This window comes from Pandoraea sp. XJJ-1, assembly GCF_026802345.1.
Taxonomy (GTDB): Bacteria; Pseudomonadota; Gammaproteobacteria; order Burkholderiales; family Burkholderiaceae; genus Pandoraea; species Pandoraea cepalis.
In genome coordinates, this window is record NZ_CP113827.1 from 1,152,380 (window position 1) to 1,175,302 (window position 22,923).

General features: G+C 62.5%; 21 protein-coding genes and 1 tRNA gene. 11 read left to right on the forward strand and 11 right to left on the reverse strand.

Translation table 11 applies throughout. From position 1 onward, the window contains the following. The first annotated feature begins 6 nt into the window (after positions 1–6). The 4 genes from OYT13_RS05320 (at position 7) to OYT13_RS05335 (ending at position 4,471) form a co-directional block, all read left to right on the forward strand. Positions 7–948, forward strand: a complete 942-nt coding sequence (locus OYT13_RS05320; RefSeq protein WP_268567374.1) for a dihydrodipicolinate synthase family protein — start codon at positions 7–9, stop codon at positions 946–948. Between the two features lie 58 nt (positions 949–1,006). Further along, positions 1,007–1,690, forward strand: a complete 684-nt coding sequence (locus tag OYT13_RS05325) for an SDR family NAD(P)-dependent oxidoreductase (RefSeq protein WP_268567375.1) — start codon at positions 1,007–1,009, stop codon at positions 1,688–1,690. 77 nt (positions 1,691–1,767) lie between these two features. After that, on the forward strand, positions 1,768–2,937 hold the full coding sequence (locus OYT13_RS05330; protein ID WP_268567376.1) for a mandelate racemase/muconate lactonizing enzyme family protein: 1,170 nt from the start codon (positions 1,768–1,770) through the stop codon (positions 2,935–2,937). A gap of 136 nt (positions 2,938–3,073) precedes the next feature. Next, complete coding sequence (locus OYT13_RS05335; RefSeq protein WP_268567377.1) at positions 3,074–4,471, forward strand: sodium:solute symporter family protein; 1,398 nt, start codon at positions 3,074–3,076, stop codon at positions 4,469–4,471. A gap of 31 nt (positions 4,472–4,502) precedes the next feature. Here the strand turns inward: OYT13_RS05335 and OYT13_RS05340 are convergent, their stop codons facing one another. The 5 genes from OYT13_RS05340 to OYT13_RS05360 all read right to left on the reverse strand — a co-directional run bounded on the left by OYT13_RS05340 (position 4,503) and on the right by OYT13_RS05360 (position 10,767). Next, positions 4,503–6,677, reverse strand: a complete 2,175-nt coding sequence (locus tag OYT13_RS05340) for a TonB-dependent siderophore receptor (protein WP_268567378.1) — start codon at positions 6,675–6,677, stop codon at positions 4,503–4,505. Positions 6,678–6,865: 188 nt separating this feature from the next. Beyond that, positions 6,866–8,110 carry a citrate synthase gene (locus tag OYT13_RS05345; RefSeq protein ID WP_017235344.1) on the reverse strand — a complete coding sequence of 415 codons (1,245 nt, stop codon included), beginning with the start codon at positions 8,108–8,110 and terminating at the stop codon, positions 6,866–6,868. Positions 8,111–8,209: 99 nt separating this feature from the next. After that, a complete protein-coding gene (locus OYT13_RS05350; RefSeq protein ID WP_026132237.1) occupies positions 8,210–8,602 on the reverse strand; it encodes a VOC family protein in 393 nt (130 codons plus the stop codon). A 26-nt stretch (positions 8,603–8,628) separates the two neighbouring features. Further along, positions 8,629–9,951, reverse strand: a complete 1,323-nt coding sequence (locus OYT13_RS05355) for an MFS transporter (RefSeq protein WP_017235346.1) — start codon at positions 9,949–9,951, stop codon at positions 8,629–8,631. Positions 9,952–10,008: 57 nt separating this feature from the next. Next, the gene (locus OYT13_RS05360) at positions 10,009–10,767 is read right to left on the reverse strand and encodes an SDR family oxidoreductase (RefSeq protein WP_026132238.1); all 759 of its coding nucleotides are present in this window, start codon (positions 10,765–10,767) and stop codon (positions 10,009–10,011) included. Positions 10,768–11,041: 274 nt separating this feature from the next. Here OYT13_RS05360 and OYT13_RS05365 point away from each other — a divergent pair, with 274 nt between their 5' ends. Continuing rightward, positions 11,042–12,004 (forward strand): 2-hydroxyacid dehydrogenase, encoded by a 963-nt coding sequence (locus OYT13_RS05365; RefSeq protein ID WP_017235348.1) that lies wholly within the window; start codon positions 11,042–11,044, stop codon positions 12,002–12,004. Positions 12,005–12,296: 292 nt separating this feature from the next. Here OYT13_RS05365 and OYT13_RS05370 read toward each other — a convergent pair whose 3' ends face one another. Then, a complete protein-coding gene (locus tag OYT13_RS05370; protein WP_268567379.1) occupies positions 12,297–12,806 on the reverse strand; it encodes a DUF2726 domain-containing protein in 510 nt (169 codons plus the stop codon). A 414-nt stretch (positions 12,807–13,220) separates the two neighbouring features. Between OYT13_RS05370 and OYT13_RS05375 the strand changes: the two genes are divergently transcribed. Continuing rightward, positions 13,221–13,529, forward strand: a complete 309-nt coding sequence (locus OYT13_RS05375; RefSeq protein WP_150563156.1) for a hypothetical protein — start codon at positions 13,221–13,223, stop codon at positions 13,527–13,529. Positions 13,530–13,958: 429 nt separating this feature from the next. Here the strand turns inward: OYT13_RS05375 and OYT13_RS05380 are convergent. From OYT13_RS05380 to OYT13_RS05395, 4 genes are all read right to left on the reverse strand, one after another. Then, positions 13,959–14,043, reverse strand: a tRNA-Leu gene (locus OYT13_RS05380). A 120-nt stretch (positions 14,044–14,163) separates the two neighbouring features. Beyond that, complete coding sequence (locus OYT13_RS05385) at positions 14,164–15,048, reverse strand: NAD(P)-dependent oxidoreductase (protein WP_268567380.1); 885 nt, start codon at positions 15,046–15,048, stop codon at positions 14,164–14,166. A gap of 7 nt (positions 15,049–15,055) precedes the next feature. Continuing rightward, positions 15,056–16,225 carry an ABC transporter substrate-binding protein gene (locus tag OYT13_RS05390; protein WP_017235590.1) on the reverse strand — a complete coding sequence of 390 codons (1,170 nt, stop codon included), beginning with the start codon at positions 16,223–16,225 and terminating at the stop codon, positions 15,056–15,058. 155 nt (positions 16,226–16,380) lie between these two features. Next, a complete protein-coding gene (locus OYT13_RS05395; RefSeq protein ID WP_017235589.1) occupies positions 16,381–17,322 on the reverse strand; it encodes a CysB family HTH-type transcriptional regulator in 942 nt (313 codons plus the stop codon). Positions 17,323–17,454: 132 nt separating this feature from the next. Here OYT13_RS05395 and OYT13_RS05400 point away from each other — a divergent pair, with 132 nt between their 5' ends. The 5 genes from OYT13_RS05400 to cobA all read left to right on the forward strand — a co-directional run bounded on the left by OYT13_RS05400 (position 17,455) and on the right by cobA (position 22,402). Continuing rightward, a complete protein-coding gene (locus tag OYT13_RS05400; protein ID WP_017235588.1) occupies positions 17,455–18,231 on the forward strand; it encodes a sulfite exporter TauE/SafE family protein in 777 nt (258 codons plus the stop codon). A 103-nt stretch (positions 18,232–18,334) separates the two neighbouring features. Then, positions 18,335–19,051 (forward strand): phosphoadenylyl-sulfate reductase, encoded by a 717-nt coding sequence (locus OYT13_RS05405; RefSeq protein ID WP_268567852.1) that lies wholly within the window; start codon positions 18,335–18,337, stop codon positions 19,049–19,051. A 129-nt stretch (positions 19,052–19,180) separates the two neighbouring features. Further along, positions 19,181–20,128, forward strand: a complete 948-nt coding sequence (gene cysD / locus OYT13_RS05410) for a sulfate adenylyltransferase subunit CysD (protein ID WP_017235586.1) — start codon at positions 19,181–19,183, stop codon at positions 20,126–20,128. Between the two features lie 99 nt (positions 20,129–20,227). Further along, positions 20,228–21,529 carry a sulfate adenylyltransferase subunit 1 gene (locus OYT13_RS05415; protein WP_261939049.1) on the forward strand — a complete coding sequence of 434 codons (1,302 nt, stop codon included), beginning with the start codon at positions 20,228–20,230 and terminating at the stop codon, positions 21,527–21,529. Between the two features lie 84 nt (positions 21,530–21,613). Continuing rightward, on the forward strand, positions 21,614–22,402 hold the full coding sequence (cobA, locus tag OYT13_RS05420) for a uroporphyrinogen-III C-methyltransferase (RefSeq protein WP_268567381.1): 789 nt from the start codon (positions 21,614–21,616) through the stop codon (positions 22,400–22,402). Positions 22,403–22,533: 131 nt separating this feature from the next. Here cobA and OYT13_RS05425 read toward each other — a convergent pair whose 3' ends face one another. Next, on the reverse strand, positions 22,534–22,914 hold the full coding sequence (locus tag OYT13_RS05425; protein ID WP_268567382.1) for a sirohydrochlorin chelatase: 381 nt from the start codon (positions 22,912–22,914) through the stop codon (positions 22,534–22,536). Between the last annotated feature and the right edge of the window lie 9 nt (positions 22,915–22,923).

Genomic DNA, 22,923 nt, shown 5'->3' on the forward strand with positions numbered 1-22,923 from the left:
ACGACAGTGTCGGCCATCAACTTCCGCGGGATCATTCCCGCCATTTCGGTCCCTTTCAACGACGACTACAGTATCGACGCGCCCGAACTGCGCCGCTTCGCGCAGTGGCTCGGCAAGCGCGCAGGCATTACCGCGCTGATGACCAACGGTCATACCGGCGAGGTGTTCTCGCTGACGCCGCGCGAGCGAGCTGAAGTCACGCGGATCACGGCCGACGCTGTCAAGGACATTTGCCCGGTGATCTCGTCGATTGTTTGCGAGGGCATCAACGACGCGGTTGAGCAGGCGGGTTGGGCGAAGGAGGCCGGCGCACAAGGCCTCGACATCATGCCCCCGCACCATTGGTTACGCTTCGGCTTCAAGCCGGAGCACTGCCTGGACTATTTCGAGGCGATCGGCAAGGCCAGCGGCCTGCCGCTCGTGGTGCACATCTACCCGGCGTGGACGCGCGGTTCTTACTCGTCTGACCTGCTGGCAGAACTGGCCAAACTGCCGTACGTTGCCGCGTTCAAAATGGGCGAGCGCGAGATGAACAAGTACGCGCGCGATATCCGCAGGATTCGCGAGGCCGATGCCAGCAAGGTGCTCATGACCTGTCACGACGAATACCTGCTGGCATCGATGGTGCAAGGCATCGATGGCGCGCTGGTCGGGTTTGCGTCGCTCGTGCCGGGACTCATCAACGATCTGCTCAAGGCGGTTAAGGCCGGCGACCTCAACGAAGCGATGCGTGTGCAGGATCTCATCACCCCGCTCAAGGACGCCGTCTACGGCGCGGGTGAGCCGACTGGCGAGGCACATGGCCGCATGAAGGCCGCGATGGCCCTGGCCGGCATCCTGCGCAACGGCACCGTGCGTCCGCCGACGCATGCGCCGAGCGCCGAAGAACTCGAGGCAATTCGCCGCGCGCTGGCCCACGCCGATCTGTTGCCCGCCAACGCGGCCTGATGAAAGCGAACGCGCCGCGTCCACCATTTTTTCGAGCCTCCCTCACGAGACCATCGCCATGACCGCTAACGACACCGCCATCGTCACTGGCGCCAGCTCAGGCATTGGCCGGGCTATCGCCATCAAACTGCTCAGCGACGGCTGGCACGTCATTGGGCTGGATCGCACCCCTGGCGAGCCCTTGTCACCGGCGTTTCGATCGGTAGTGGTCGACTTGACCGATGTCGCTGCACTGAGCGCTGCCTTGGCGGCGCTCAATGCAGCGTCGGCCATCGTGCATGCGGCCGGTTTCATGCGCACGGCGCAGCTGGGCGCGCTCAAGCCTGAAGACGGTCAGGCGATGTGGCGAATCCACGTTGACGCCGCCGCGGCGCTCGCCAATACGATGCTGCCCCGCATGCCGGACGGCGGGCGCATCGTGCTGATCGGGAGTCGCACGGCCGCCGGCGCGCCGGGGCGCAGCCAATATGCGGCCACGAAGGCGGCCGTGGTCGGCATGGCGCGTTCGTGGGCGGCGGAACTCGCGCCGCGCGGCATTACCGTCAACGTCGTCGCTCCCGGCGCGACCGAGACGCCGATGTTGCATGACCCGGCCCGCGCAGGCACGCCGCCCAAGACGCCGCCCATCGGGCGCTTCATCCGGCCCGACGAAATCGCCGCATTGACGGCGTTCCTGCTGGGGCCGCAGGCGGGCGCCATCACGGGCCAGCAAATATTGATTTGTGGCGGCGGCTCGCTGTAGCGCTCGCCGAACGTTCCACGCAAGCGGGCATCGCGTCATGACGCGGTACCCCACCCCCAAATAGTTCAGGAGACACCATGTCTATTCGCATTCTGGAAGTGCGCGAAGTGACGAAGCCGATTTCGTCGCCGATCCGCAATGCCTATATCGATTTCAGCAAAATGACCAGTAGCCTGGTCGCGGTGGTGACGGACGTTGTGCGCAACGGTCGCCGCGTCGTCGGCTATGGTTTCAATTCCAATGGTCGGTATGGCCAGGGTGGCCTGATTCGCGAGCGTTTCGCCTCGCGTATTCTGGAGGCCGATCCGGCCAGCCTGATCGACGACGCAGGCACGAACCTCGACCCGCATCGCGTGTGGGCGGCCATGATGACCAACGAGAAGCCGGGTGGGCATGGCGAGCGCTCCGTCGCCGTCGGCACGCTCGACATGGCGATTTGGGACGCCGTCGCGAAGATCGCGGACAAACCGCTGTTCCAACTGTTGGCCGAGCGCCATGGGGTGACGGCCAATCCGCGCGTGTTCGTGTATGCGGCGGGCGGCTACTACTACCCGGGCAAGGATCTGAGCGCGCTGCGCGCCGAGATGCGCTCGTACCTTGGTCGCGGCTACAACGTCGTCAAGATGAAGATCGGCGGGGCCTCTATTGAAGATGATCGCGCACGCATTGAAGCGGTGCTGCAAGAAATCGGCAACGAAGGTCAACTGGCCGTCGACGCCAATGGTCGCTTCGATCTCGATACGGCCATCGCCTACGCCAAGATGCTGCGCGAGTATCCGCTGTTCTGGTACGAAGAGGCGGGCGATCCACTCGACTATCAGCTCCAGGCGACCTTGACTGAGTACTACCCGGGGTCGATGGCGACCGGCGAGAACCTTTTCAGTCATCAGGACGCTCGCAACCTGATTCGCCATGGTGGCATGCGTTCCGACCGCGACTGGTTGCAGTTCGACTGCGCGTTGTCGTATGGCCTGGTGGAATACGAGCGCACGCTCGACGTGCTCAAGGCGCATGGCTGGTCGCCGAGCCGCTGCATTCCGCACGGCGGTCACCAGATGTCGCTCAACATTGCCGCCGGCCTCGGCTTGGGCGGTAACGAGAGCTATCCGGACCTTTTCCAGCCTTACGGCGGATTCCCCGATGGCGTCAAGGTCATCGAAGGGCACATCACGATGCCCGAACTGCCCGGCATCGGCTTTGAAGGAAAGCGCGACCTGTATCGCGAAATGGAAGCACTCGCGAGCTGATCGTACCCGCGGTCCGGGCATTGCCGGGCGGCGCACAAACAGTATCGACATGGACAAAGCGGCAGGCCGGAACGTCGGCCGAAAGACCGCTTGGGGCGAGCGTTTTGCCCACCCTGGAGGAAAAGGAGACTTCGAAATGCAGTCATTTGATTTCACTGACACGAGCATCATCATCGCGATGGTCGTGGTGTACATCCTGTTCACGACTTGGCTGACCATCAGGCTTCGCAGCAAGGACACCGGCGAATTTCTCTACGGCGGCCATGCCATGCCGGCGTTCGTCATCGGCGTGTTGCTGATGTCGGAGTTCATCGGCGCCAAGTCGACGATCGGGGCTTCCGAAGCGGCCTTCTCCGTGGGGATGGCGGCGTCCTGGTCGGTGATCAGCGCATCGTTTGGCTTCCTGTTCTTCGGCATCTTCATGGCCAGGAAGCTCTACTTGTCTGGCGAATTCACGATCTCTGGCGCGATTTCGAAACGCTATGGCCGATCGACGGAGGTCGTAGTCTCGCTGATCATGATTTACGCGCTTTTGCTGGTGAATGTCGGCAACTATGTCAGCGGCGCGGCCGCGCTTGCAACGGTACTCAAGGTCAACCTGCCGTGGGCGGCCATCATCATTGCGGTGGTGAGCACGTTCTACTTCGCGTTCGGCGGCATGAAGAGTGTCGCCTATGTGTCGGTCCTGCATAGCGGGATCAAATACATTGGCGTATTCGTGGTGCTTGGCGTAGCGCTCTACATGACGAAGGGCGTGGCCCCGATGGTCAAGGCGATGCCGTCGTTCTATTTCACTTGGGACGGTCACGTTGGCGTATCCACGATCGTGGCGTACTTCATCGGCAATATTGGCGCGATCTTCTCGACCCAGTACATTATCCAGGCGGTCTCTTCCACCCGGAGTCCGGAAGCGGCGCGCCGTGCGTCGTTCTATGCGGCGTTGCTTTGCCTACCCATCAGTGTGGCGCTTGGCTTGATTGGCGTTGCGGCGAAATTCCTTTACCCCGGGATGAAAGGACTTTATGCCTTGCCGGTGTTCATGGACAGCATGAACGTGCTCGTTGCGGGCTTTGTCACCGTGTCGCTGGTCGCGTCGATTTTCGTGGGGGTCAGCACCGTCGCGTTGGCGATTTCCTCGCTGGTCATGCGGGACTTTTACGTGCCGTGGAAGCGCCCGTCGAAAGAGCAGGAGTTCCGGATGACGCGCGTGCTCTCGTTCTTCATCGGCTTGCTCCCGTTGATCTTCGTGTTCTTTGCGCCGCAGCTCTTGCAGCTTTCGTTCTTCACACGTGCGCTGCGTCTTTCGATTTCCGTGGTGGCGGTGATCGGTTTCTATCTGCCGTTCTTCAACGGCAACCGTGGGGCAACGCTGGGGTTGCTAGGCGCAGCGGTCTCGACAACGTTATGGTATCTGGCTGGCGATCCTTATGGCATCGACAACATGTACATCGCGCTGATTTCGCCGGCCATCATCATCTTCGTGGAAAAGCTGTTCCACTGGCGTGAAACCTCGGTGAAGACGCGTCAGGCATAAGTGGGATCGGACGGTTGGCGCTTCGCAAGCCTCAATAGCGGTATCCCAGCGTGAGCATCACGGAGCGATCGTCTCCCAGCGCCACGGCATTGCTCAGACCTCCTGTGTAGTAATGCTTGTTGAAGATGTTCTTCAGATTCAGCGCGGCGTGCCAGCTCGGTGCCGTGTAGCGCACGCCCACGTCGCTGACCACGAAGCCCGGAATCGTGTAGCCATACGCATAGAGGTTGCTCTGACCACGTACACCCCCGTTGATCTCCCAGCGCCGCAGTTCGCCCGGCAACCGGTAGCGTGCGAACAGGTTAAAACTGTGCCGTGGCACGTTGTTGATGCGCACGCCATTGGTCGACGGTGCCTGGCCGCCATCGTCGGCGATCACGGCCGACGTGTAGGCGTAGCCGCCGGTCACGCTCAACTGATTCGTCGGCGCGGTGTTGAAGCTGACTTCGACGCCGCGCGAATGCTCTTCGCCCACGGCAATGCTGTAGCCGTCGTTGTTCGGATCGCTCTCCAGCACGTTGCGGCGGCGCAGGTCGAATGCCGCGAGCGTCACACTCGTGTGGCCCTTCTGGAGGTCGAACTTCACCCCCGCTTCCCACTGCTTGCCGGTTTCCGGATCGAAGGCGTTGCCGCTCACGTCCGCGCCGCTGTTCGGGTAGAACGAGGTCGCGTAGCTCACATAAGGGCGCACGCCGGGGAACAGCTCGTACATCAGCGCAAGCGAGCCCGTGGTGGCGTTCGACGGGTTGCCGCTCGTGGTGTCGGTCAGCTTGTTGAGTACGTTGCTCGACGCACTGTCGTAGCGCATGCCCGCCAGCACGCGCCAGCGTTGGCCGAGTGCGATCTGATCGCGCGCGTAGACGCCCAGATCGCGGATCGTAGTGTACGCGCGCGTTCGTGGTGTGGATGGGCATGTGATCGCACCCGTGTAGACCGGGGCGTACATGTTGATCGAGCCGACTGAGCACGTGGTGGTGGTGACGTCTTCGCGCCCGCGCATGTAGTCCATGCCGAGGGTGATCTCGTGGCGGCCGAACGCGGTGTCAAAGGTCTTCTGCGCGTTATTGTCCAGCGAGAGCGTGTCGCCGGACCATTGCGAATCGGTGGCCGTGCGGCTCAGCGTGTAGCCGTTCGAGGCGACCTTTCCATTGGCGACAAGCTGACCGCCCAGTGCGAACTGTTGCCAGCGAGCATTCTGGTTCACGGTCCAGCCCGAGTCGAAATGGTGGACGAAGCGGTAGCCGATACGTGCCTCGTGCCCCGAGTAGGGCCGCTCACCGGGCTCGCCCGTGAAGGTACTTCGCGACAGGCTACCGTTCTTGTTCGGGATCAGCGTGCCGGACCACGGCAGGCCTTGCTGGCGGAGGTAGTTGCGTTCCTGATAGCTCGTCAGGATCGTGAATTCCGTGCGCGGGCCGAGATCAAGCGATAGCGACGGCGCGATATAACGATTGCGCGACCAGACATAGTCGGTGGCGTCGTGGCTGTTCGTCGCGAGCGCGTTGATGCGAAATGCGGCCTTGCCGTTCTCCGAGAGCGGCGTACCCATGTCGACGGTGCTCTGGTAGAAGCCGTGACTGCCCACGGTGGCATCGACGTTGGCGAACGTGTCGGCCTCCGGCCGCTTGCTGACCATGTTGACCATGCCGCCCGGCAGCACGAGTCCGGAAAGTAACGTAGCCGGTCCCTTGATCACTTCGATCTGTTGCAGACCGAAGGTTTCTTCGGCGAAGCGGTTATTGATGGCCGTGCGCAGGCCGTCGAGATACACGGAATCCGACGCCGTTTGGCCGCGAATGATGAAGTCGTCCCAGCCCCGTCTGCCGTACGTGCCCGAGATCACCCCGGGCACGTCGTGCAGCGCGTCGTTGAGCGTCTGGACCTGTTGCGCGTCCATCAAATCGCGCGTGACGACGCTGATCGATTGCGGCGTCTCGCTCAAAGGCACCGACGACTTCGTGACCTGAGCGGCGGCGGGCGCGTCGAACGCGGTGCGGGGCGCGCCGCTCGCACTGACAGACACTGCGGGCAGCGCAACGGTGCCAGATGCACTCATCGGCGTGGCGTCGGGCGTGGCGGTGTCGGCGTTCGTTGCGCTCACGGCAGCCGAACTCGCCACGTCAGTAGACGTGGCCTGCGCGAAGGCGAGCGGCGACGCCGCGATGAAGACCAGCGGCAGTGCAGCGTAATTCTGGAGGCGGCGCATCGAGGATAATGAAAATAGAAATGAGAATTATTATTAATTAAGTTGCGTATGCTACTACGGGTCGTCCTCGGTAATCAATGCGCGCTGAAATATGGCCCATGTCCCGAGTGCTGGCGCGGGGTGGGTTCATCCAACCGAGTGTGAGACCGTATCCGCCGATACGACAGGGGGAACCAGCGGGATCTCAGCTAGCGGATGATCGTCTTGAATACGCGATTTCGGTCGACGGTCGCCGCGTCAGGCAGGCCATTGCCATCGTCGTTGGGGGGCACCGAATCCACATCCTCGAGAACGGGGCCGGTGTAACGTCCGCGGGGGCGGATCACCTTTCCGACCTTGAGCTGCTCCATGCTATGCGCAAGCAGGCCGACACTTCGTGCGGTGGCGAATAGGGCGAAGGCGGCGTCGCGAGGAAGCTTGAGTTGAGAAGCCAGAACGGCAAGCGCGACATCGATGTTCGGTTGAAGCCCCGTCAAACGGGTCACCTCCCCGATAAATGATGCCAGTTCTTCGGGGGGATCGAGGCGTTCCAGCAACGCCTGGGCGCGCGGGTCGCCTTCGGGATAGAGATGATGGCTGAACCCAGGGATCGGGAGGGCCGACTGCAAGTGATGGGCCACCACACTTTCCGCCCCTACTCGCTCTACATGATCGAACACGGCACGGACACGACCTGAAGCGTCGCCGTGCAACGGGCCTGAGAAGGCCGCCAGCCCGGTGAGCAGGCATCCCGGCAGCGATGCGCCGGTGGATGCCGTGATTCTTGCGGCAAAGGCCGAACTGGTTAGCTCGTGGTCGGCAACGAGTACCAGGGCTCTGCGAATGAGGTCGGTGCCTTCGCTTCCTTGCCCCCATCCAAGCGCCAGTCGTTCATGCGTGAGCGTCGCCTTTTCGCTGCATTTCGCACCAAACGCTTGGGAGACGAGCGCGACCAGGTGGCCCGCCTCGGTATGTAGTGCTCGGTCGGTTCGGCCGTGTGTCGAGTGACCATTCGCGGCAAGCGCGGCCAAGGACATGAAAGCGCACTGTCTGCCGCGCTCTTCCCACTGCAGCGGGGTTCGGTCAATGTCGAAGGCAATTGGCGATCGTGCGTTCCACAGGATGGCGGCAACGTCTTCGAGCGTCGATGCCTGTGACAGGCGAATGCTATCGCGCCCGCGGTAGTACGCGCGCCCTTTGGAAAACGTAGTGATTGCGCTGTGGATGCAAGGCTCGGCGCCGAATATCGTGCCTGCGGCAAGGGCGGCGCGTTTGCGGCCGACCTGCTTCTTTCGGCAAAGGATCGCGACGTCCTCTGCACGATACAAGCTCTTGCGCGGGTCGGCGGGGTCCGGCATGACGGCGATGTTGCCTCGGCTGACGTACGCGTAGATCGTCTGCGCTTGCACGCCCAACTGTCGGGCCGCTTCGGTCAACGTGATCCAGGTTCGCATGGAATAGGCGTTCGCTATAGGGCAGGGCGCTCAAAACGGGCAGCGGGACTCACTCGTTTCGAGTGAGTCCCGAGCGGGTGGCTCAATATTGACGTCTCTTCAAGTAAAAGTCATCTCGCTAGGCTTGCGCTCAAGGACTTCAATGAGGATCTCGCCCGGGGACTTCACAAAAAGTGCCCGGACGCCGGCACGGACCGACTTGATCGGCTCGACGATGTCGGCTTCGCAGGCCTTGAGGTGATTGAAGGCGACATCGAGATCATCGACGGTCACGCCGAAATGATCGATGCCTTGCGTGCGCGTGCCACCTGAGATTTCGGTCGTATGCGCGCCGGACAGTTGGGTGATGAATAAGTTGATGGACCCGATGCGAAGATCCACACGCCCCGGACGTCGAACGACTTCCGCATTCAGGCACCGGGCAAACCACGCTGCCGTGGCTTCAGCGTCTGCCGAGCGTAGCTGAAGGTGATCCCATTTGAATTCAATCATGTCGTTCGTGCGATAGGTGGGGGCGTTCAAAGCTCGATTCTGGAGAGCTTGCCGAGGAGAACGGAATACGAGAACGTACCGAGCAGGCAGATAGCGCCCATCAGATTCAGTGCCCAGTAAAACTGTCCCGTGCGTTGTATGACGTAACCGATCATCAGCGGCGTCGTCACGGCAGCAATGTTGGCGGCGAGGCTCGTGATACTGCTGGTGAGACCGACATACTGGCGCGGCGCGATCTCGGAGACGGCGGCCCAGGACATCGAGCCGACACCTTGCGCGAAGAAGGCGATGGTCAGAATGGCGATGACCATCGCGTTGGATTCGACAAAGTTCACCAGGACGATGGACGAGCCGAGCAGCGTTCCGATGACCAGCGGCGCTTTGCGTGCGGCGGAGAGGGAGACGCCACGGCGAATGAAGAAGTCCGAGAGACAACCGGCGACGAGAATGCCGAGCGTCGCGCCCAGGAAGGGGAGTGCCTGAAAGATCCCAACCTTGATCATCGACATATGGCGCGCCTCGGCCAGATACGTCATGAACCACGTGGTGAAAAAGACCAGAATCGTGTTGTTGCAGAACTTGCCGAGGCAAATGGCCAGGATCTGGCGATACCCGAGCAGTTTGAGTGCCATGCGCCAGTTGAATTTTTCCCGCGACTTCTGCGCGGACGGGGTGCGCGATTCGTTGATGTAGTCGAGTTCGGCCTTGTTCACCCAGCGATGTCGCGAGGGATCCCGGTAGGCACAGAACCAGATCACGCTGAAAAGAATGCCGAAGCCGCCCGTCACGAAGAACACGGAACGCCATCCCGCGGCGGCCGATATCCACAGCAGAAGGCCCGTAAAAATGGGCGTTCCGATGTACTGTCCCATGACGTAGACGCTGGTCGCGAATCCGCGCTCCTGCGTGGGAAACCAAAGCGTCACCGCGCGTGCATTCGATGGAAACGCGGGGGCCTCGAGCGCACCCATCGTCAAGCGAGAGCCAAGCAACATGTGATAGCCATTGGCCAGCCCCTGCGTGAGCGTCGCGAGCGACCATCCCACCAGCGACAGCGCATAGGCGATGCGTGAGCCGAGCACGTCGGCAAGGATGCCGCTGGGCAGCAAGGCGAGGGAGTACGCGAGACCGAATGCGGCGAACAGCTCGCCCATCTGCATCTTGTTCAATGCGAGGTCTTTCGAAAGGCTTGGGGCGACGATGCCGAGGGCGGATCGGTCGACGTAGTTAAGAATTGTCGCGATCAGCAACATCGACAGCACGACGTATCTGACCTTCGATGGTCTTGCCGTGATATCGCGTGATGCCGTATCGAGTGCTGACAGGTGTTGTTCCTCTGCAAATTTCATCGATGTCTCCTGATCGGTGGCCTGCCCGTTGCTTTTTATGTGGGGCGGGCGAGGGGGTTATCCGCGGCCTACGAAAGGCATGGTGGTGGCCATGAGGGTCATGTTGAGGACGTTGGCTTCGAGCGGGAGGCTGGCGATGTGAACGACAGCGTTCGCGACATGAGCGACGTCGATTCGAGCTTCCGGGGCCACGCTGCCGTCGGCCTGAAGCACGCCACGTGTCATTCGCTCCGTGAGCGACGTTGCCGCATTGCCGATATCGATCTGGCTGCAGGCGATGCGATAGGGGCGCCCGTCCAGCGCCAACGATTTGGTGATGCCCGACACGGCGTGCTTGGTGGCGGTGTAGGCGATGGTGTTGGGGCGGGGGGAGTGCGCCGAGATGGATCCGTTGTTGATGATTCGCCCGCCTTGCGGCGTTTGGTTCTTCATGATGCGCCAGGCCGCTCTCGCACACAGGAACACACCCGTCAGGTTGGTGGCGACGACGTCGTTCCAGAAGTCGAGCGGGTATTCGTCCAGCGGCACTGCGCCGGCGTTGCGTCCGGCGTTGTTGAAGAGGACGTCCAGACGTCCGAATTCGCGAAGGATTTGCGCAAATGCCGCGTCCACGGAGCGTTCATCGGCGACATCGGCCGCCACGACATACGCGTTGCCGCCTGCGTCATCGATGGCCGCTTGGGTTTCCTGAAGGGGCGCATCCCGGCGTCCGATCAGCGCGACGGTGAATCCGGATGCGGCAAACGCGATGGCGGCCGCTCGACCGATGCCGGAACCGGCACCCGTGACGGCGGCGAACTGCTTCGAAGTCGACATGACATTACCTTTTCTCAGTGGGTCACGAACCGAGAATGGCATCGGCCGCGTCGGCCGGGCAATCTTGATTCGTTCAATCAACATCTGGAAGCGCACCCAGTCGGTGGCGTGTCAGGGTTTTCCTGATGAGCGAAAGGTGGAGGGCATCCCATGGTGGGATGCGACCGAAGGGCGCGCGTGGGCGGCGGTCATAGGTTGATTGATTCAATCAACATTGACCTTGGGCTGGCGGGTTTCGTAGTCTTTGTGCGACCGTCTACTTGGAGAAAAGATCATGTCGGAAAGCACGCGCACCCAACTGTTGATCGCGCGAAAAGTGCCGCAAGCCGTGGCGAGCCGCGCAGTGTCGGAATTCAACGCCTACGTGACCGAATCGGATATGGATGCATGGGCGGTGGTGGAATTCTGCAAGGCGCGCGAGGTGCCAGCGGTTCTGGTCGGGAAGAAATCCGGCTTGCAGGAAGCGCACATTGCGGCGTTGCCATCCACGGTGAAGATCATTGCCAATGCCAGCGCGGGCGTTGATCACATGAACGTGGCGTTCGCCCGCGAGCGAGGCATTGTCGTGACGAACGCGCCCGATGCCTTGACCGAATGCACGGCGGACTTCGCGATGTTGCTGGTGCTGGCGGCCAGTCGGCGTGCGGCGGAATACGAAAAAATCATGCGCGCCGGTTGGGGGGAATCGTTCGGCATGACGGACATGCTGGGCACGCGCGTCAACGGGAAAACGATTGGCATCGTGGGTTTCGGACGTATCGGGCGAGCGGTCGCAAAGCGCGCGCAGGCGTTTGGCATGAAGGTGGCCTACACCGACATTCAGCGGGCATCGCCGGCGCTGGAGAACGGGGCGGTGTTTTATCCAAGCCTCACGGAACTGCTTCCGCATTGCCAGGTGCTCTCGCTGCATGTTCCCGGTGGCGGATCGCCGCTCATGACGAAGGCGCAGTTCGATCTCATGCCGAAGGGGGCCGTATTTGTGAATGCGGCGCGTGGCGATCTGGTAGATGAAGATGCGCTTTACGGCGCATTGACGTCGGGGCACCTTTTCGGCGCGGGCCTCGACGTGTATCGAAATGAGCCCAATGTCGATGCCCGCTTCGCATCGCTGGACAACGTATTTCTTACGCCTCACATGGCGAGCGCGACGAAAGAGACGCGCGACCAGATGGGGTTCACCGCGTTGGACAATGTGGCGGCTGTGCTAGCGGGGCGTAGCGTACTAAACCCGGTCTGATGGGGTTTGCCTTCGCAAGACGCTCATATGGCGTTTGCCCCGACGTGTGGCGGCGAAGCGGCGTAGCGGCGTAGCAGGGATGACGCCTGGCATTTTCAACGCCGCGGCAGGCCGGTGACGGTGAACTGACCCCGTAAAGTTGGACGGGGAAGTGATGGCGGTAAGGGCCGGGTTCTGTACCGCACGGAACTTAGCCCTTCTGGCTGGCTCGAGCCTGATGCGGCCGTGATCGTAGTCGTGGATGCCGTGGGCAAAGGCGGGGCGGATCTAGACGCCCCTTTCGGGTCGCGGGTCATGCGGCGAATTTCAGATCGCCGGCGCCGTTGGTGCTTCCCAGAATCGCTTGTCGAATGGCCGATTCTGAAGGATAGCGCCTGACGTCAAATCGCACGAGGCGCACATTGACTGCCTTCAACACGTGCTCCTTCTTTGCGTCCCGCGCTCGTTGTTGCTTTCCCTCATGCGACGGGTCATCCAGCTCAACTGCGGCAGCGATTGAAAAGTCAGGGGTGCAGACGAGGAAGTCCACCGATAGTTGCGCGATTCGGTTGAAGTGCGAATGGCTTTTGCCGCGCTTGGTTCGGACGATTCGCTTGATATCGACCTGTGCCAGAACGATGTGTCCGGGCAAGCTGTTGACCAACAGCCGATAGAACGCTTGCTCGGTTTTCGTGAGCGGTTTCACGGCGTAGTACGCGGTCGAGTCGATGGCGATGCCCGCCCTGCGTTTGCGCGGTCGAACCGTCTCCAACATCAGCACCATGACAACAAGCAGGGCAAGGGAAAGCAATGCCAACCCCATACGAAACCTCCGAAGTTCACGGATAAGTGGGGGGCACTTTTTGATTTTTCCTGCGGGAAACCTTTGCGCCGGATGCCATCGATGGACGGCGAGCTTGTCCCGCGCATTGTAGTCTTACAGCCCTACGCAAGTAGTGCGCATATGCCACCTCCATCGACGTGAGTGGCACAACTGTGGCATCGAATGATGTTGAAATTCGTGCCTTAGGGTCGTGGGTTCACCGTGATTCCGTCAGCCCGTCTTCGTTTCGCCTCTTATACGTCACAAACGTTTTCGCAGCGCGTCGAAACTTTTCGAGTGTCGACGTATAGGCTCGGATATTCGGAAGTTGCTGAAACGCAAGGTTTGGCACTCCTGCGATGATGAAGTCAGTCGTTAGCGCGGCTAAATTTATTCACATGTCAGGAGATTTTGATGAGTGATTCAAACAAGAGCGGCGGGAAGGACGAAGAAATCGGCGGTCAAGGCGATGGCGGGTTCGACCTCCCCAAGTCGTTGACGCGCGAGGGGCATGTTGTCTGGTTCCACGAATACAAGAAGTACCTCGGTTACGCGTGGGACGAGCGAGCAGGAGAAATCAGGCGAGCGCATGTGTCCGACCCCGAGCACGCGATTTACTTTGAGACGTTCGCAGAAGCGATGGTGGCGACGGATACGTTGATGGGCCCGCACGTCATTATTCACGCGGCGAGGCGGGGTGAGAAACCGCGATTGGTGAGATAGATTGGATTGCGGCCCATCCAATGCGGTGGGCCGTTATCGGCAAATTCTGGATTCACCCTCGCGCCTTGCTACGCCGCAGCACGCCAGCCGTGTAATCGGCGACCGGATCCAGTTCTACAACCATCGGCGGCCGCGCCACGCGCTGAAGATGATGACCCCGGCCGAGGCCTTTGCTTTAGCCGCCTGACCTGAGCAGGTTCTGCTGGGTCATTCCACCAAGGCTGGAACCGATAAAGCGGAGGCGACCGGGGGCATTCGTCAAGCGCAAAAGCAGTTGGGGCACAGGCCGCTTGCGATGACCGAACACTACGTGCGTGACCGACTGGGCGACAAGGTTGAACCGACCCAATAACCGGTTTTGCGGAGCCAAATACGAATTGTGGAGCAGGGCAGAAAAGGGCGGAATCGCCGAATGCCTTGAAATCACTGTGGTGCCCAGGGCCGGAATCGAACCGGCACGCCTTGCGGCGGGGGATTTTGAGTCCCCTGCGTCTACCAATTTCACCACCTGGGCAGGTGTGCGTTCACCGAGCGGTGTCGCAGCGTGACTCGTTCAATGAACCTAACGGCTCACCGGACGAAGGCGAGATTATGACCGAAATTTCTCCCGGCCACAAGCCCGCCCCGTGGGTGTTCAATGAACTTGCTGTTGACTCTCGAGCACGCGCAGCAGCGACGACGTGTCGTCATGCCCCCAGCCGCGCTCCATCAGCGCCGTCAGCTGGGCTTTCACCAGTGACAGCGCCGGCAGCGAGAGCCCTGCGTCGGCCACGGCGTCCAGGATCATCGCGAAATCCTTGTCGTGCAGGCGCGCTTCAATGCCCGCCGCAAAGTCGCGATGGGCCATCTTCGGCCCCATCATGTCGAGCATTCGACTGCCCGCCAGCCCCTGCGAAATCGCTTCGATGACCTTGTCCTGATCCACGCCGTTGCGCGCCGCGAACAGCATCGCCTCCGCAATGCCCTGGATATTGATCACCTGCACGATCTGATTGCACGCCTTCGCCACCTGACCCGCCCCCACGTCGCCCACATGCGTGATCGTCGTGCCCAACACGGACAACAGGGGCTTGACCTTCTCGAAGACGTCATTCGACGCGCCGACCATGATCGATAGCGAGGCGTCGGCCGCGCGAGATGGCCCGCCAGACACCGGCGCATCCACCAGCACAATCTCGTGAATCGCCAGGCGCGCGGCAATACGCCGCGTCGCCTCCGCCGAAATCGTGCTGTGATCCACGCAGATCGCGCCCGCCCGCGCCCCATGCACCACGCCATCCGCCCCAAGCAGCACCGCCTCCACGTCCTGTGTCGTCGTGACGTTGGTCACGACGAAGTCCGCATCGGCGGCGGCCTGCGCGGGCGTTGCGAACACTTCTGCGCCTTGCGCGACGAACGGGGCCGCAGCCTCAGGCCGGCGCGCGTAGAGGTGCAACCGATGCCCCGCGGCCATCAAATGACGAACCATCTGGCCGCCCATGGCGCCCAGCCCGATAAACGCGATGGTGTATGTCGTCATGCCGGGATCAATTCGAGACGTAGACGAATTTTCCGTTCTTGATCTGCCCCATCACGCTGGCACGCTGATCGAGCCCCACGTGGTCCTTCGGGCTGAGATTCATGATGCCGTTCGGAATGGCGAGATTGTGCGTGGATTCGAGCGCATCGCGCAGCGCCACACGGAATGCCGGCGTGCCCGGTGCCGCCACCTTCACGGCGCGCGGTACGGCGTCGTTGAGCAGATCCCATACGCCATAGGCGTCGGCGGCGAACTGCGTGACCGTATCGGGGCCATATTTGGCCTCGTACTGCTTGGTGAACGCCAACGCCGCCGTGCGCGCCGGATGCCCGGCCGGCAACGTCTTGGCAACCACACCCGGCTGAGTCGGGAACAGCGTGCCTTCCACGTCCTTGCCCCCCACGCGAACGAAGTCGTACGTGGCGATGCCGTGCGTCTGGTAGATCTTCCCGGCATACCCGCGCTCCTGCAACGTGCGCTGCGGCAACGCCGCCGGCGTGCCCGATCCGGCTACCAGGACAGCGTCAGGCTTGGCCGCCATCAGCTTCAGGATCTGGCCCGTGACACTCGTGTCCGTGCGGTTGAAACGCTCCTGGGCCACGACCTTGAGCTTGCGAAGTTCGGCAAACTTCGAGAACTCTTTCCACCAGCTCTCGCCGTAGGCATCGGCAAAGCCGATAAAGCCTACCGTCTTGATCCCGTGGTTAGCCATGTAGCGCGTCATCACGTCGGCCATCGCCGAATCGTTCGCGGCCATCTTGAAGGCCCACCGGCGCTTGGCATCCTGCGGCTCCACGGCGACGGCCGAACCGATCAGGGTGATCATCGGCGTCTCGGCCTCCGAAATCGGGTCGAGCATGGCCAGTGCGCTCGGCGTAATGTTCGGGCCAACGATGACGTCGACCTTGTTCTCACTGATGAATTTGCGCGCGTTCTTCACGGCCGTACCGGGGTCGGTGCCGTCGTCAAGAAAGAGGTAGTGCGCCTTCTGCCCCCCAATATGGTCGGGCCAAAGCTGCATGGCATTCTTGCTGGCGATACCGATGGCGGCCGCCGGGCCGGTCGACGACAGATCGATACCGACGGTGATATCGGCGCGAGCCGCCGTCACAACACCGGCAAGGGTCAGGGCAAGCAGCACGCCCGACAGGCGGATGCCGCGAAGAGGTGAGCGCATGGGGTCTCCTGTTGATCGAATCGCGTAAGCATACCGCACCGCTTGCGTTCGGCCAGCGAAGAAAAATAGTGCCAGGCTCACCTCGGAATGCGAGGGGCGGCACGCCCGGTGACCGGGCGTCGGCGCGCTATGTTTCCCCAACGCCCCTGGAGGGCTTAAAGCTCGTAACTTTCGTGTTCGCCGCGCAAGGCTTGCTCGACCAGCTTGCGCGTCAGGATCGGCGAGAGCAGTTCGACCATCGTGAACACGTAGCCGCGCAGATAGGCGCCCTGTTTGAGGGCGACGCGCGTCACGTTCGTGCCGAAGAGGTGCCCGACCTGGAGCGCCCGGAGGTTACGGTCGCGCTCGGGATCGAACGCCACCCCCGCCAGAATCCCCACGCCAAGACCCAATTCGACATAGGTCTTGATGACATCGGCGTCGATCGCCTCGAGCACGATGTCCGGTTGGACATGGCGCAGCGCGAAGGCCTGATCGATCTTGGCGCGGCCGGCGAATTGGGGGTCATAAGTAATCAGCGGATATTTCGCCAGATCCTCGATGCCGACGGACGGGAGTTGCAGCAGCGGGTGATCCGGCGGCACCACGGCCACGTGCTGCCATTGATAGCAAGGCAGCGACACCAGATCCTTATAGCCGGCAATCGCTTCGGTCGCGATGGCCAGATCCGCCTGATCGTGCAGCACCATTTCTGCGATCTGCGTCGGGCTCCCCTGCAAGATCGAGAGCCGCACCTTCGGATACCGCTTCTTGAACTCGGCCACTGCGTGCGGCAGCGAATATCGCGCCTGCGTATGCGTCGTGGCGATCGCCAGACTGCCCTGATCCTGCGCGGCGTAGTCCTTGCCGATCCGCTTGAGGCTCTCCACCTCCAGCAGGATTCGCTCGACGGACTCGAAAATGATGCGCCCGGGCTCGGTCAGATTGCGGATGCGCTTGCCATGCCGGGCAAAGATGTCCACCCCAAGCTCTTCTTCCAGCTCGATGATGGCCTTCGAAACCCCCGGCTGGGAGGTAAACAGCGCCTTGGCGGCAGCGGTCAGGTTGAAATTCTGGCGAACGGCTTCGCGCACGAAGCGGAACTGGTGCAGGTTCATTTGTATAACTTTCGAAAATATACAAACAATTTTTAATTCGTTTGAAGTATATAGCGTTTTCATTACAGTGGGTGCCACTGTTTCGATAACGTTATTCCCGCCAGGCATTAAGCACCAACAGGAACGTCATACATGTCGCTGTGGCTCGAACCCCTCTCCGGATTTGGCGTCGGCCTGCTGGTCGGTCTGACCGGCGTCGGCGGGGGCTCGCTGATGACGCCGCTGCTCACGCTGCTGCTGGGCTACGCGGCGCCGGTCGCGGTCGGTACCGATCTGGCGTTTGCGGCGGTGACCAAGAGCTTCGGCACGGTCGCGCATCGCTCACACGGCCACGTGAAGTGGCACATCGTGCGCAGGCTCACGCTCGGCGCCTTGCCGGCGGCGCTGGTGACGATCGTTGTCCTGAAGCGCCTGGGCGGCATCGACGACGCGGCGCTGCATGTCATCAAGCTGACGATCGCGGCCTCGGTGCTGCTCACGGTGCTCTCGCTGCTGTTCCGCGCCAAGCTGCTGGCGGCGCTGCGCACCCACCCGAACTGGCAGTTGACGGGCCGCAAGCAAGTCGCGGCCACCGTGCTGGTGGGCGCCGTGATCGGCGTGCTCGTCACGATTTCCTCGATTGGCGCCGGTGCCGTTGGCGCGACGCTGATTCTGATGCTGTACCCACAGTTGGAACCGGCCGAAGTCGCCGGAACCGATATCGCGTACGCGGTGCCGCTGACGGCCATTGCGGCGCTGGGTCATATTTGGCTCGGGACGGTGCACTGGGCACTGCTCGGCAGTCTGTTGATCGGCTCGCTGCCCGGGATCTGGCTGGGTGCAAAGCTCACCCGTCATCTGCCCGAGCGCGTGGTGCGCGGGGCGTTGGCGGCAACGCTCACGCTCGCGGCAGTGAAGCTGGTCGGCTGACCCACACAGACAACAAGGAGTTCGCGACATGCGAAACGAATCCCGCCGGGAACCCACGCAAGCGACTACACCGTCGAACGGGGCCGATGCCGAGCATCAGGACATGGCGCTGCTCGACGAGATGGAAGCCGTGCTGGCCGAGCGCCTCGCCCGCATCGCGGGTTCGCATCGCAATGTGAAGTTTGCCAGCAGTCTGGCCGCTGAAGACATGCTCGTTACGCATGTGATTCTGCGCCAGCAACTGCCGATCACCGTCTTCACGCTCAATACCGGGCGTTTGCATGCCGAGACGCTGGGCATGCTCGATCAGATCAAATCGCGCTATGGGTACGACGTCGCGCAGTACGCGCCGCAGGCCGATGCCGTCGAGACGTATGTGGCCGAGCACGGTGCGAATGCGTTCTATGAAAGTGTGGACCTGCGCAAGGCATGCTGCCAGATTCGCAAGGTCGAGCCGCTGGGCCGCGCGTTGGCCGACGCCGACGCCTGGCTCACCGGCCAGCGACGCGAGCAGTCGGTCACGCGCGAGGACCTGGCGTTCGCCGAGCACGACGATGCCCGCGGCATCGCCAAGTACAACCCGATCTTCGACTGGACCGAAGCGCAGGTGTGGGCCTATCTGACGGCGCGTGACGTGCCGGTCAACCCGCTGCATGCGCGCGGCTACCCGAGCATCGGCTGCGAGCCGTGTACGCGTGCCATCCGCCCGGGGGAAGACAGCCGCGCCGGGCGCTGGTGGTGGGAGTCGCGCGACAGCAAGGAATGCGGATTGCATGCAAGCAACCTGAGCCAGATCCCGGTGTCCGTGCAGTCGAGCTGAGGCATCGGGCACGGCGCAGGCGGATCAGGCGAACCCGCAAGACATATGACGATGTGACGATCTCAAGCGGCGACGCATCGTGACGAATCGAATCACGGAAATTTCGGAATCATCAAGGAAGGGAACACTATGGGTGCGATGCACGAAGTCGCGCAAGCCAACGGCTCGCGTATGGATCATCTGGACTGGCTCGAAGCCGAATCGATGTACATCCTGCGCGAGGTCGTGGCGGAGTGCCGCAAACCCGCACTGCTGTTCTCGGGCGGCAAGGATTCGGTCGTGGTGCTGCACCTGGCGCTCAAGGCCTTTGGTCTTGGCCCGAACCGCAAGACGGTACTGCCGTTCCCGCTCGTCCATATCGACACCGGTCACAACTATCCGGAAGTGATCGAGTTCCGCGATCGTCACGCAAAGGCGCTCGGTGCCGAACTGGTCGTAGGTCATGTGGAAGATTCGATCGAGCGCGGCACGGTCCGCCTGCGTCGCGAGAACGATTCGCGCAACGCGGCGCAGGCCGTGACGCTGCTCGAAACCATTGCCGAACACGGCTACGACGCCATGATCGGCGGTGCGCGCCGCGACGAAGAGAAGGCTCGCGCAAAAGAGCGCATCTTCTCGTTCCGCGACGAATTCGGTCAGTGGGATCCGAAGGCGCAGCGTCCGGAACTGTGGCACCTGTTCAATGCGCGTCTGCACAAAGGCGAGCACCTGCGCGTGTTCCCGATCTCGAATTGGACCGAACTGGACGTGTGGCAATACATCGCCCGCGAGAACCTCGACCTGCCGTCGATCTACTACGCGCATGAGCGCGAAATCGTGCGTCGCAACGGGTTGCTCGTGCCGGTCACGCCGCTCACGCCGAAGCAGGACGACGAGTCGAGCGAACTGGCGTCGGTGCGCTTCCGTACCGTCGGAGACATCAGTTGCACGTGCCCGGTTGCCAGCGTTGCCGCCAGCCCGGTGGAGATCATTGCCGAGACGGCCGTGACCGACATCACCGAGCGCGGCGCCACCCGCATGGACGATCAGGCATCGGAAGCCGCGATGGAACAGCGCAAAAAGCAGGGCTATTTCTAAGGCGCCGAACCGCCGCCATCCGCCCTAAGTACAGACACATCGGCCCGCCGGGCGCGCAGAGTCGCCGCGCCAGGGGCCACGCAATCGAGTCAAGACATCATGAGCCTCACCCCGCATCTGGAAGACCTCGGCGTGCTGCGTTTCATCACGGCAGGCAGCGTCGACGACGGCAAAAGCACGTTGATCGGCCGTCTGCTGTACGACAGCAAGTCGGTGTTGACCGACCAGCTCTCCGCCATCGCACGCGCCAAGCACAAACGTACCGCCGGCGAAGACATCGACTTCTCGCTGCTCACCGACGGCCTTGAAGCCGAGCGCGAGCAGGGCATTACCATCGACGTCGCCTATCGCTACTTCACGACCGCGCGTCGCAAGTTCATCATCGCCGACACGCCGGGCCACGAGCAGTACACGCGCAACATGGTCACGGGGGCATCGACGGCGCATGCCGCGATCATTCTGGTCGACGCCACGCGCGTGACCGAAGTCGACGGCCACACGGAGTTGCTTGCGCAGACGAAGCGCCACAGTGCCATCGTCAAACTACTGGGCCTTCAGCACGTCATTGTCGCCATCAACAAGATGGACCTGATCGACTACAGCGAGACAGCGTTCAACGCCATTCGCGCCGCCTATCTGGATCTGGCGCAGCGCCTGGGGCTGGCGGACGTGCGCTTCGTGCCCGTCTCCGCGCTCAAGGGCGACAACATCGTGTACGCGAGCGAGCGCATGCCGTGGTATCAGGACGAACCGTTGCTCGACATGCTCGAATCGCTGCCGGTCGCGCAGTCGGGCGGCGAACTGCGCTTCCCGGTGCAACTGGTGGCGCGTCAGGACGGCGCTCATGCCGACGACTTCCGCGGCTACATGGGGCGCGTGGAATCGGGTTCGGTGCGTGTCGGTCAGGCGCTGCGCGTGTTGCCGGCAGGCCGCACGGCGAGCGTCGCAGAGATCATCGGGCCGCGCGGCTTGCTCGAGGAAGCGTTTGCGGGGCAGTGCGTGACGATTCGTCTGACGGAAGACGTGGATGTGTCGCGCGGCGACACGTTGGTGGCGAGCGCCTCCACGCTGGCGCCGTCGCGCAAACTGGCTGCCGACGTGTGCTGGTTCGATGAGGATGCCCTCGCGCCGCAGCGCAAATACCTGCTCAAGCAGGCGACCAGCACGGTGTACGTGAAGGTCGGCAGCGTGGACACGGTGCTCGACGTCAGCACGCTCTTGCACGGCACGGACAAGGCGACCCTCGCCATGAACGACATCGGCCGTGTGCAGTTGAGCTTGCAGAAGCCGGTGGCCGCCGACACCTATGACGCGAACCCGGCTACGGGCGCGTTCGTGTTGATCGACGAAGCCACGCACCACACGGTGGCAGCGGGCATGATCCGCAGCCTCGCGGCGTAATTATTGCGTATTGCATATTGCGTTACCCGGCGCACGGTCCCCCGGATGGGGCCGGCGCCAATCCTCACGAACCATGGCGACATCATGACGGTGACTTCCTCGCAAACCGGTACGGCGCCGGGCAAGGTCTATCTCGTTGGGGCGGGCCCCGGCGCGGCCGATCTGATCACGGTGCGCGGCGCACGACTGTTGGCTCAGGCCGACGTGGTGCTGCACGACGCGCTGATCGAACCCGAGATGCTGGCGTTGTGCCCGCAGGCCAAGCGCATTGCTGTCGGGAAGCGTTGCGGGAGGCAATCGAGTGCGCAGCACTTCATCAACAAGCAGTTGATTGATCACGCGCGGACCCACGCGCTGGTGGTGCGCTTGAAGGGCGGCGATCCGATGCTGTTCGGTCGCGCCGACGAGGAGTTGCGCGCGCTGGAGGCGGCAGGCATTGCAGTGGAAGTCGTGCCTGGCATTACGGCGGCGCTGGCCAGTGCGGCGGCGCTGGGGCGTTCGCTGACGCTGCGCGGCGTGTCCCGCAGTGTGGCCTTCGCCACGCAAAGCCGTGCGCCCGAGTCGGCCAAGATCGCGGCGCAGGCGTCGGCCGATTCGCTCGTCTATTACATGGGACGAGACAGTGCCCAGCGCATTGCAGTGGAATTGATCGCGGCCGGCAAGCCCGCAGCGACACCCGTGGCGATCGTGGAGGCCGCAACGACATCGCGCGAGCGACGTGTGCGCCTTACGCTGGACGATGTTCGCCAAGGGTTGGCGGCGTCGTGGTTCGACGCGTCGCAGCCGAGTGTCCTGCTCATCGGCGAGGCGTTCGCACATGCGGATGCCGCATCGTTGCACGAGTGGGCGACGCAGGCGGCGATGGCGGCCTGACGGCGATCGCCCCCGAGCGTCAGTCAGCGTCATTGGTGCCGGTCACGGTTTACGCAAAACGGCGTCACAGTTCACCCTGTGACGCCGTTTTCTCATTCTGGCGATGCCCTGCCGAGATGAGGCGATTTCCCTCAGCTGCCGTCCATCATCCTGCCGCAATAGTCGGCGAGGGCGTCGAGCACTGTGTCGTCCTCGCCGATGGCGGCGCTCACGCGCAAGTCGAGCTGGGGATGGGCGGCGCGGCAAGCGTCGGCGAGCGCCGGAAGATCACGCCTCACGTGGCCACCCTGGCCCAAAAAGACCGGCACCAACGTGATATCGAACGTTCCCTGCGATGTCATGGTCGCCACGGCGTCTCCGAGGTTCGGTGTCATCAGTTCCAGAAAGGCTAGCCGAACGTCGGCGTCGGGACGCCGGGCGCTCAGCTTGTCGCGCAGACGCTCGAACGGTTCGGCCCAGCGCGGGTCGCGGGATCCGTGGGCGAACAGGACGATGCCGGGTTTGCTGGACATGATCGGCGG

Excerpts from the sequence above, each read along its gene's own strand:
- OYT13_RS05325 (WP_268567375.1), top strand. The coding sequence starts at position 1,007 with ATGACCGCTAACGACACCGCCATCGTCACTGGCGCCAGCTCAGGCATT.
- OYT13_RS05330 (WP_268567376.1), top strand. The coding sequence starts at position 1,768 with ATGTCTATTCGCATTCTGGAAGTGCGCGAAGTGACGAAGCCGATTTCG.
- OYT13_RS05335 (WP_268567377.1), top strand. The coding sequence starts at position 3,074 with ATGCAGTCATTTGATTTCACTGACACGAGCATCATCATCGCGATGGTC.
- OYT13_RS05340 (WP_268567378.1), bottom strand. The coding sequence starts at position 6,677 with ATGCGCCGCCTCCAGAATTACGCTGCACTGCCGCTGGTCTTCATCGCG.
- OYT13_RS05345 (WP_017235344.1), bottom strand. The coding sequence starts at position 8,110 with ATGCGAACCTGGATCACGTTGACCGAAGCGGCCCGACAGTTGGGCGTG.
- OYT13_RS05350 (WP_026132237.1), bottom strand. The coding sequence starts at position 8,602 with ATGATTGAATTCAAATGGGATCACCTTCAGCTACGCTCGGCAGACGCT.
- OYT13_RS05355 (WP_017235346.1), bottom strand. The coding sequence starts at position 9,951 with ATGAAATTTGCAGAGGAACAACACCTGTCAGCACTCGATACGGCATCA.
- OYT13_RS05360 (WP_026132238.1), bottom strand. The coding sequence starts at position 10,767 with ATGTCGACTTCGAAGCAGTTCGCCGCCGTCACGGGTGCCGGTTCCGGC.
- OYT13_RS05365 (WP_017235348.1), top strand. The coding sequence starts at position 11,042 with ATGTCGGAAAGCACGCGCACCCAACTGTTGATCGCGCGAAAAGTGCCG.
- OYT13_RS05370 (WP_268567379.1), bottom strand. The coding sequence starts at position 12,806 with ATGGGGTTGGCATTGCTTTCCCTTGCCCTGCTTGTTGTCATGGTGCTG.
- OYT13_RS05375 (WP_150563156.1), top strand. The coding sequence starts at position 13,221 with ATGAGTGATTCAAACAAGAGCGGCGGGAAGGACGAAGAAATCGGCGGT.
- OYT13_RS05385 (WP_268567380.1), bottom strand. The coding sequence starts at position 15,048 with ATGACGACATACACCATCGCGTTTATCGGGCTGGGCGCCATGGGCGGC.
- OYT13_RS05390 (WP_017235590.1), bottom strand. The coding sequence starts at position 16,225 with ATGCGCTCACCTCTTCGCGGCATCCGCCTGTCGGGCGTGCTGCTTGCC.
- OYT13_RS05395 (WP_017235589.1), bottom strand. The coding sequence starts at position 17,322 with ATGAACCTGCACCAGTTCCGCTTCGTGCGCGAAGCCGTTCGCCAGAAT.
- OYT13_RS05400 (WP_017235588.1), top strand. The coding sequence starts at position 17,455 with ATGTCGCTGTGGCTCGAACCCCTCTCCGGATTTGGCGTCGGCCTGCTG.
- OYT13_RS05405 (WP_268567852.1), top strand. The coding sequence starts at position 18,335 with ATGGCGCTGCTCGACGAGATGGAAGCCGTGCTGGCCGAGCGCCTCGCC.
- cysD (WP_017235586.1), top strand. The coding sequence starts at position 19,181 with ATGGGTGCGATGCACGAAGTCGCGCAAGCCAACGGCTCGCGTATGGAT.
- OYT13_RS05415 (WP_261939049.1), top strand. The coding sequence starts at position 20,228 with ATGAGCCTCACCCCGCATCTGGAAGACCTCGGCGTGCTGCGTTTCATC.
- cobA (WP_268567381.1), top strand. The coding sequence starts at position 21,614 with ATGACGGTGACTTCCTCGCAAACCGGTACGGCGCCGGGCAAGGTCTAT.
- OYT13_RS05425 (WP_268567382.1), bottom strand. The coding sequence starts at position 22,914 with ATGTCCAGCAAACCCGGCATCGTCCTGTTCGCCCACGGATCCCGCGAC.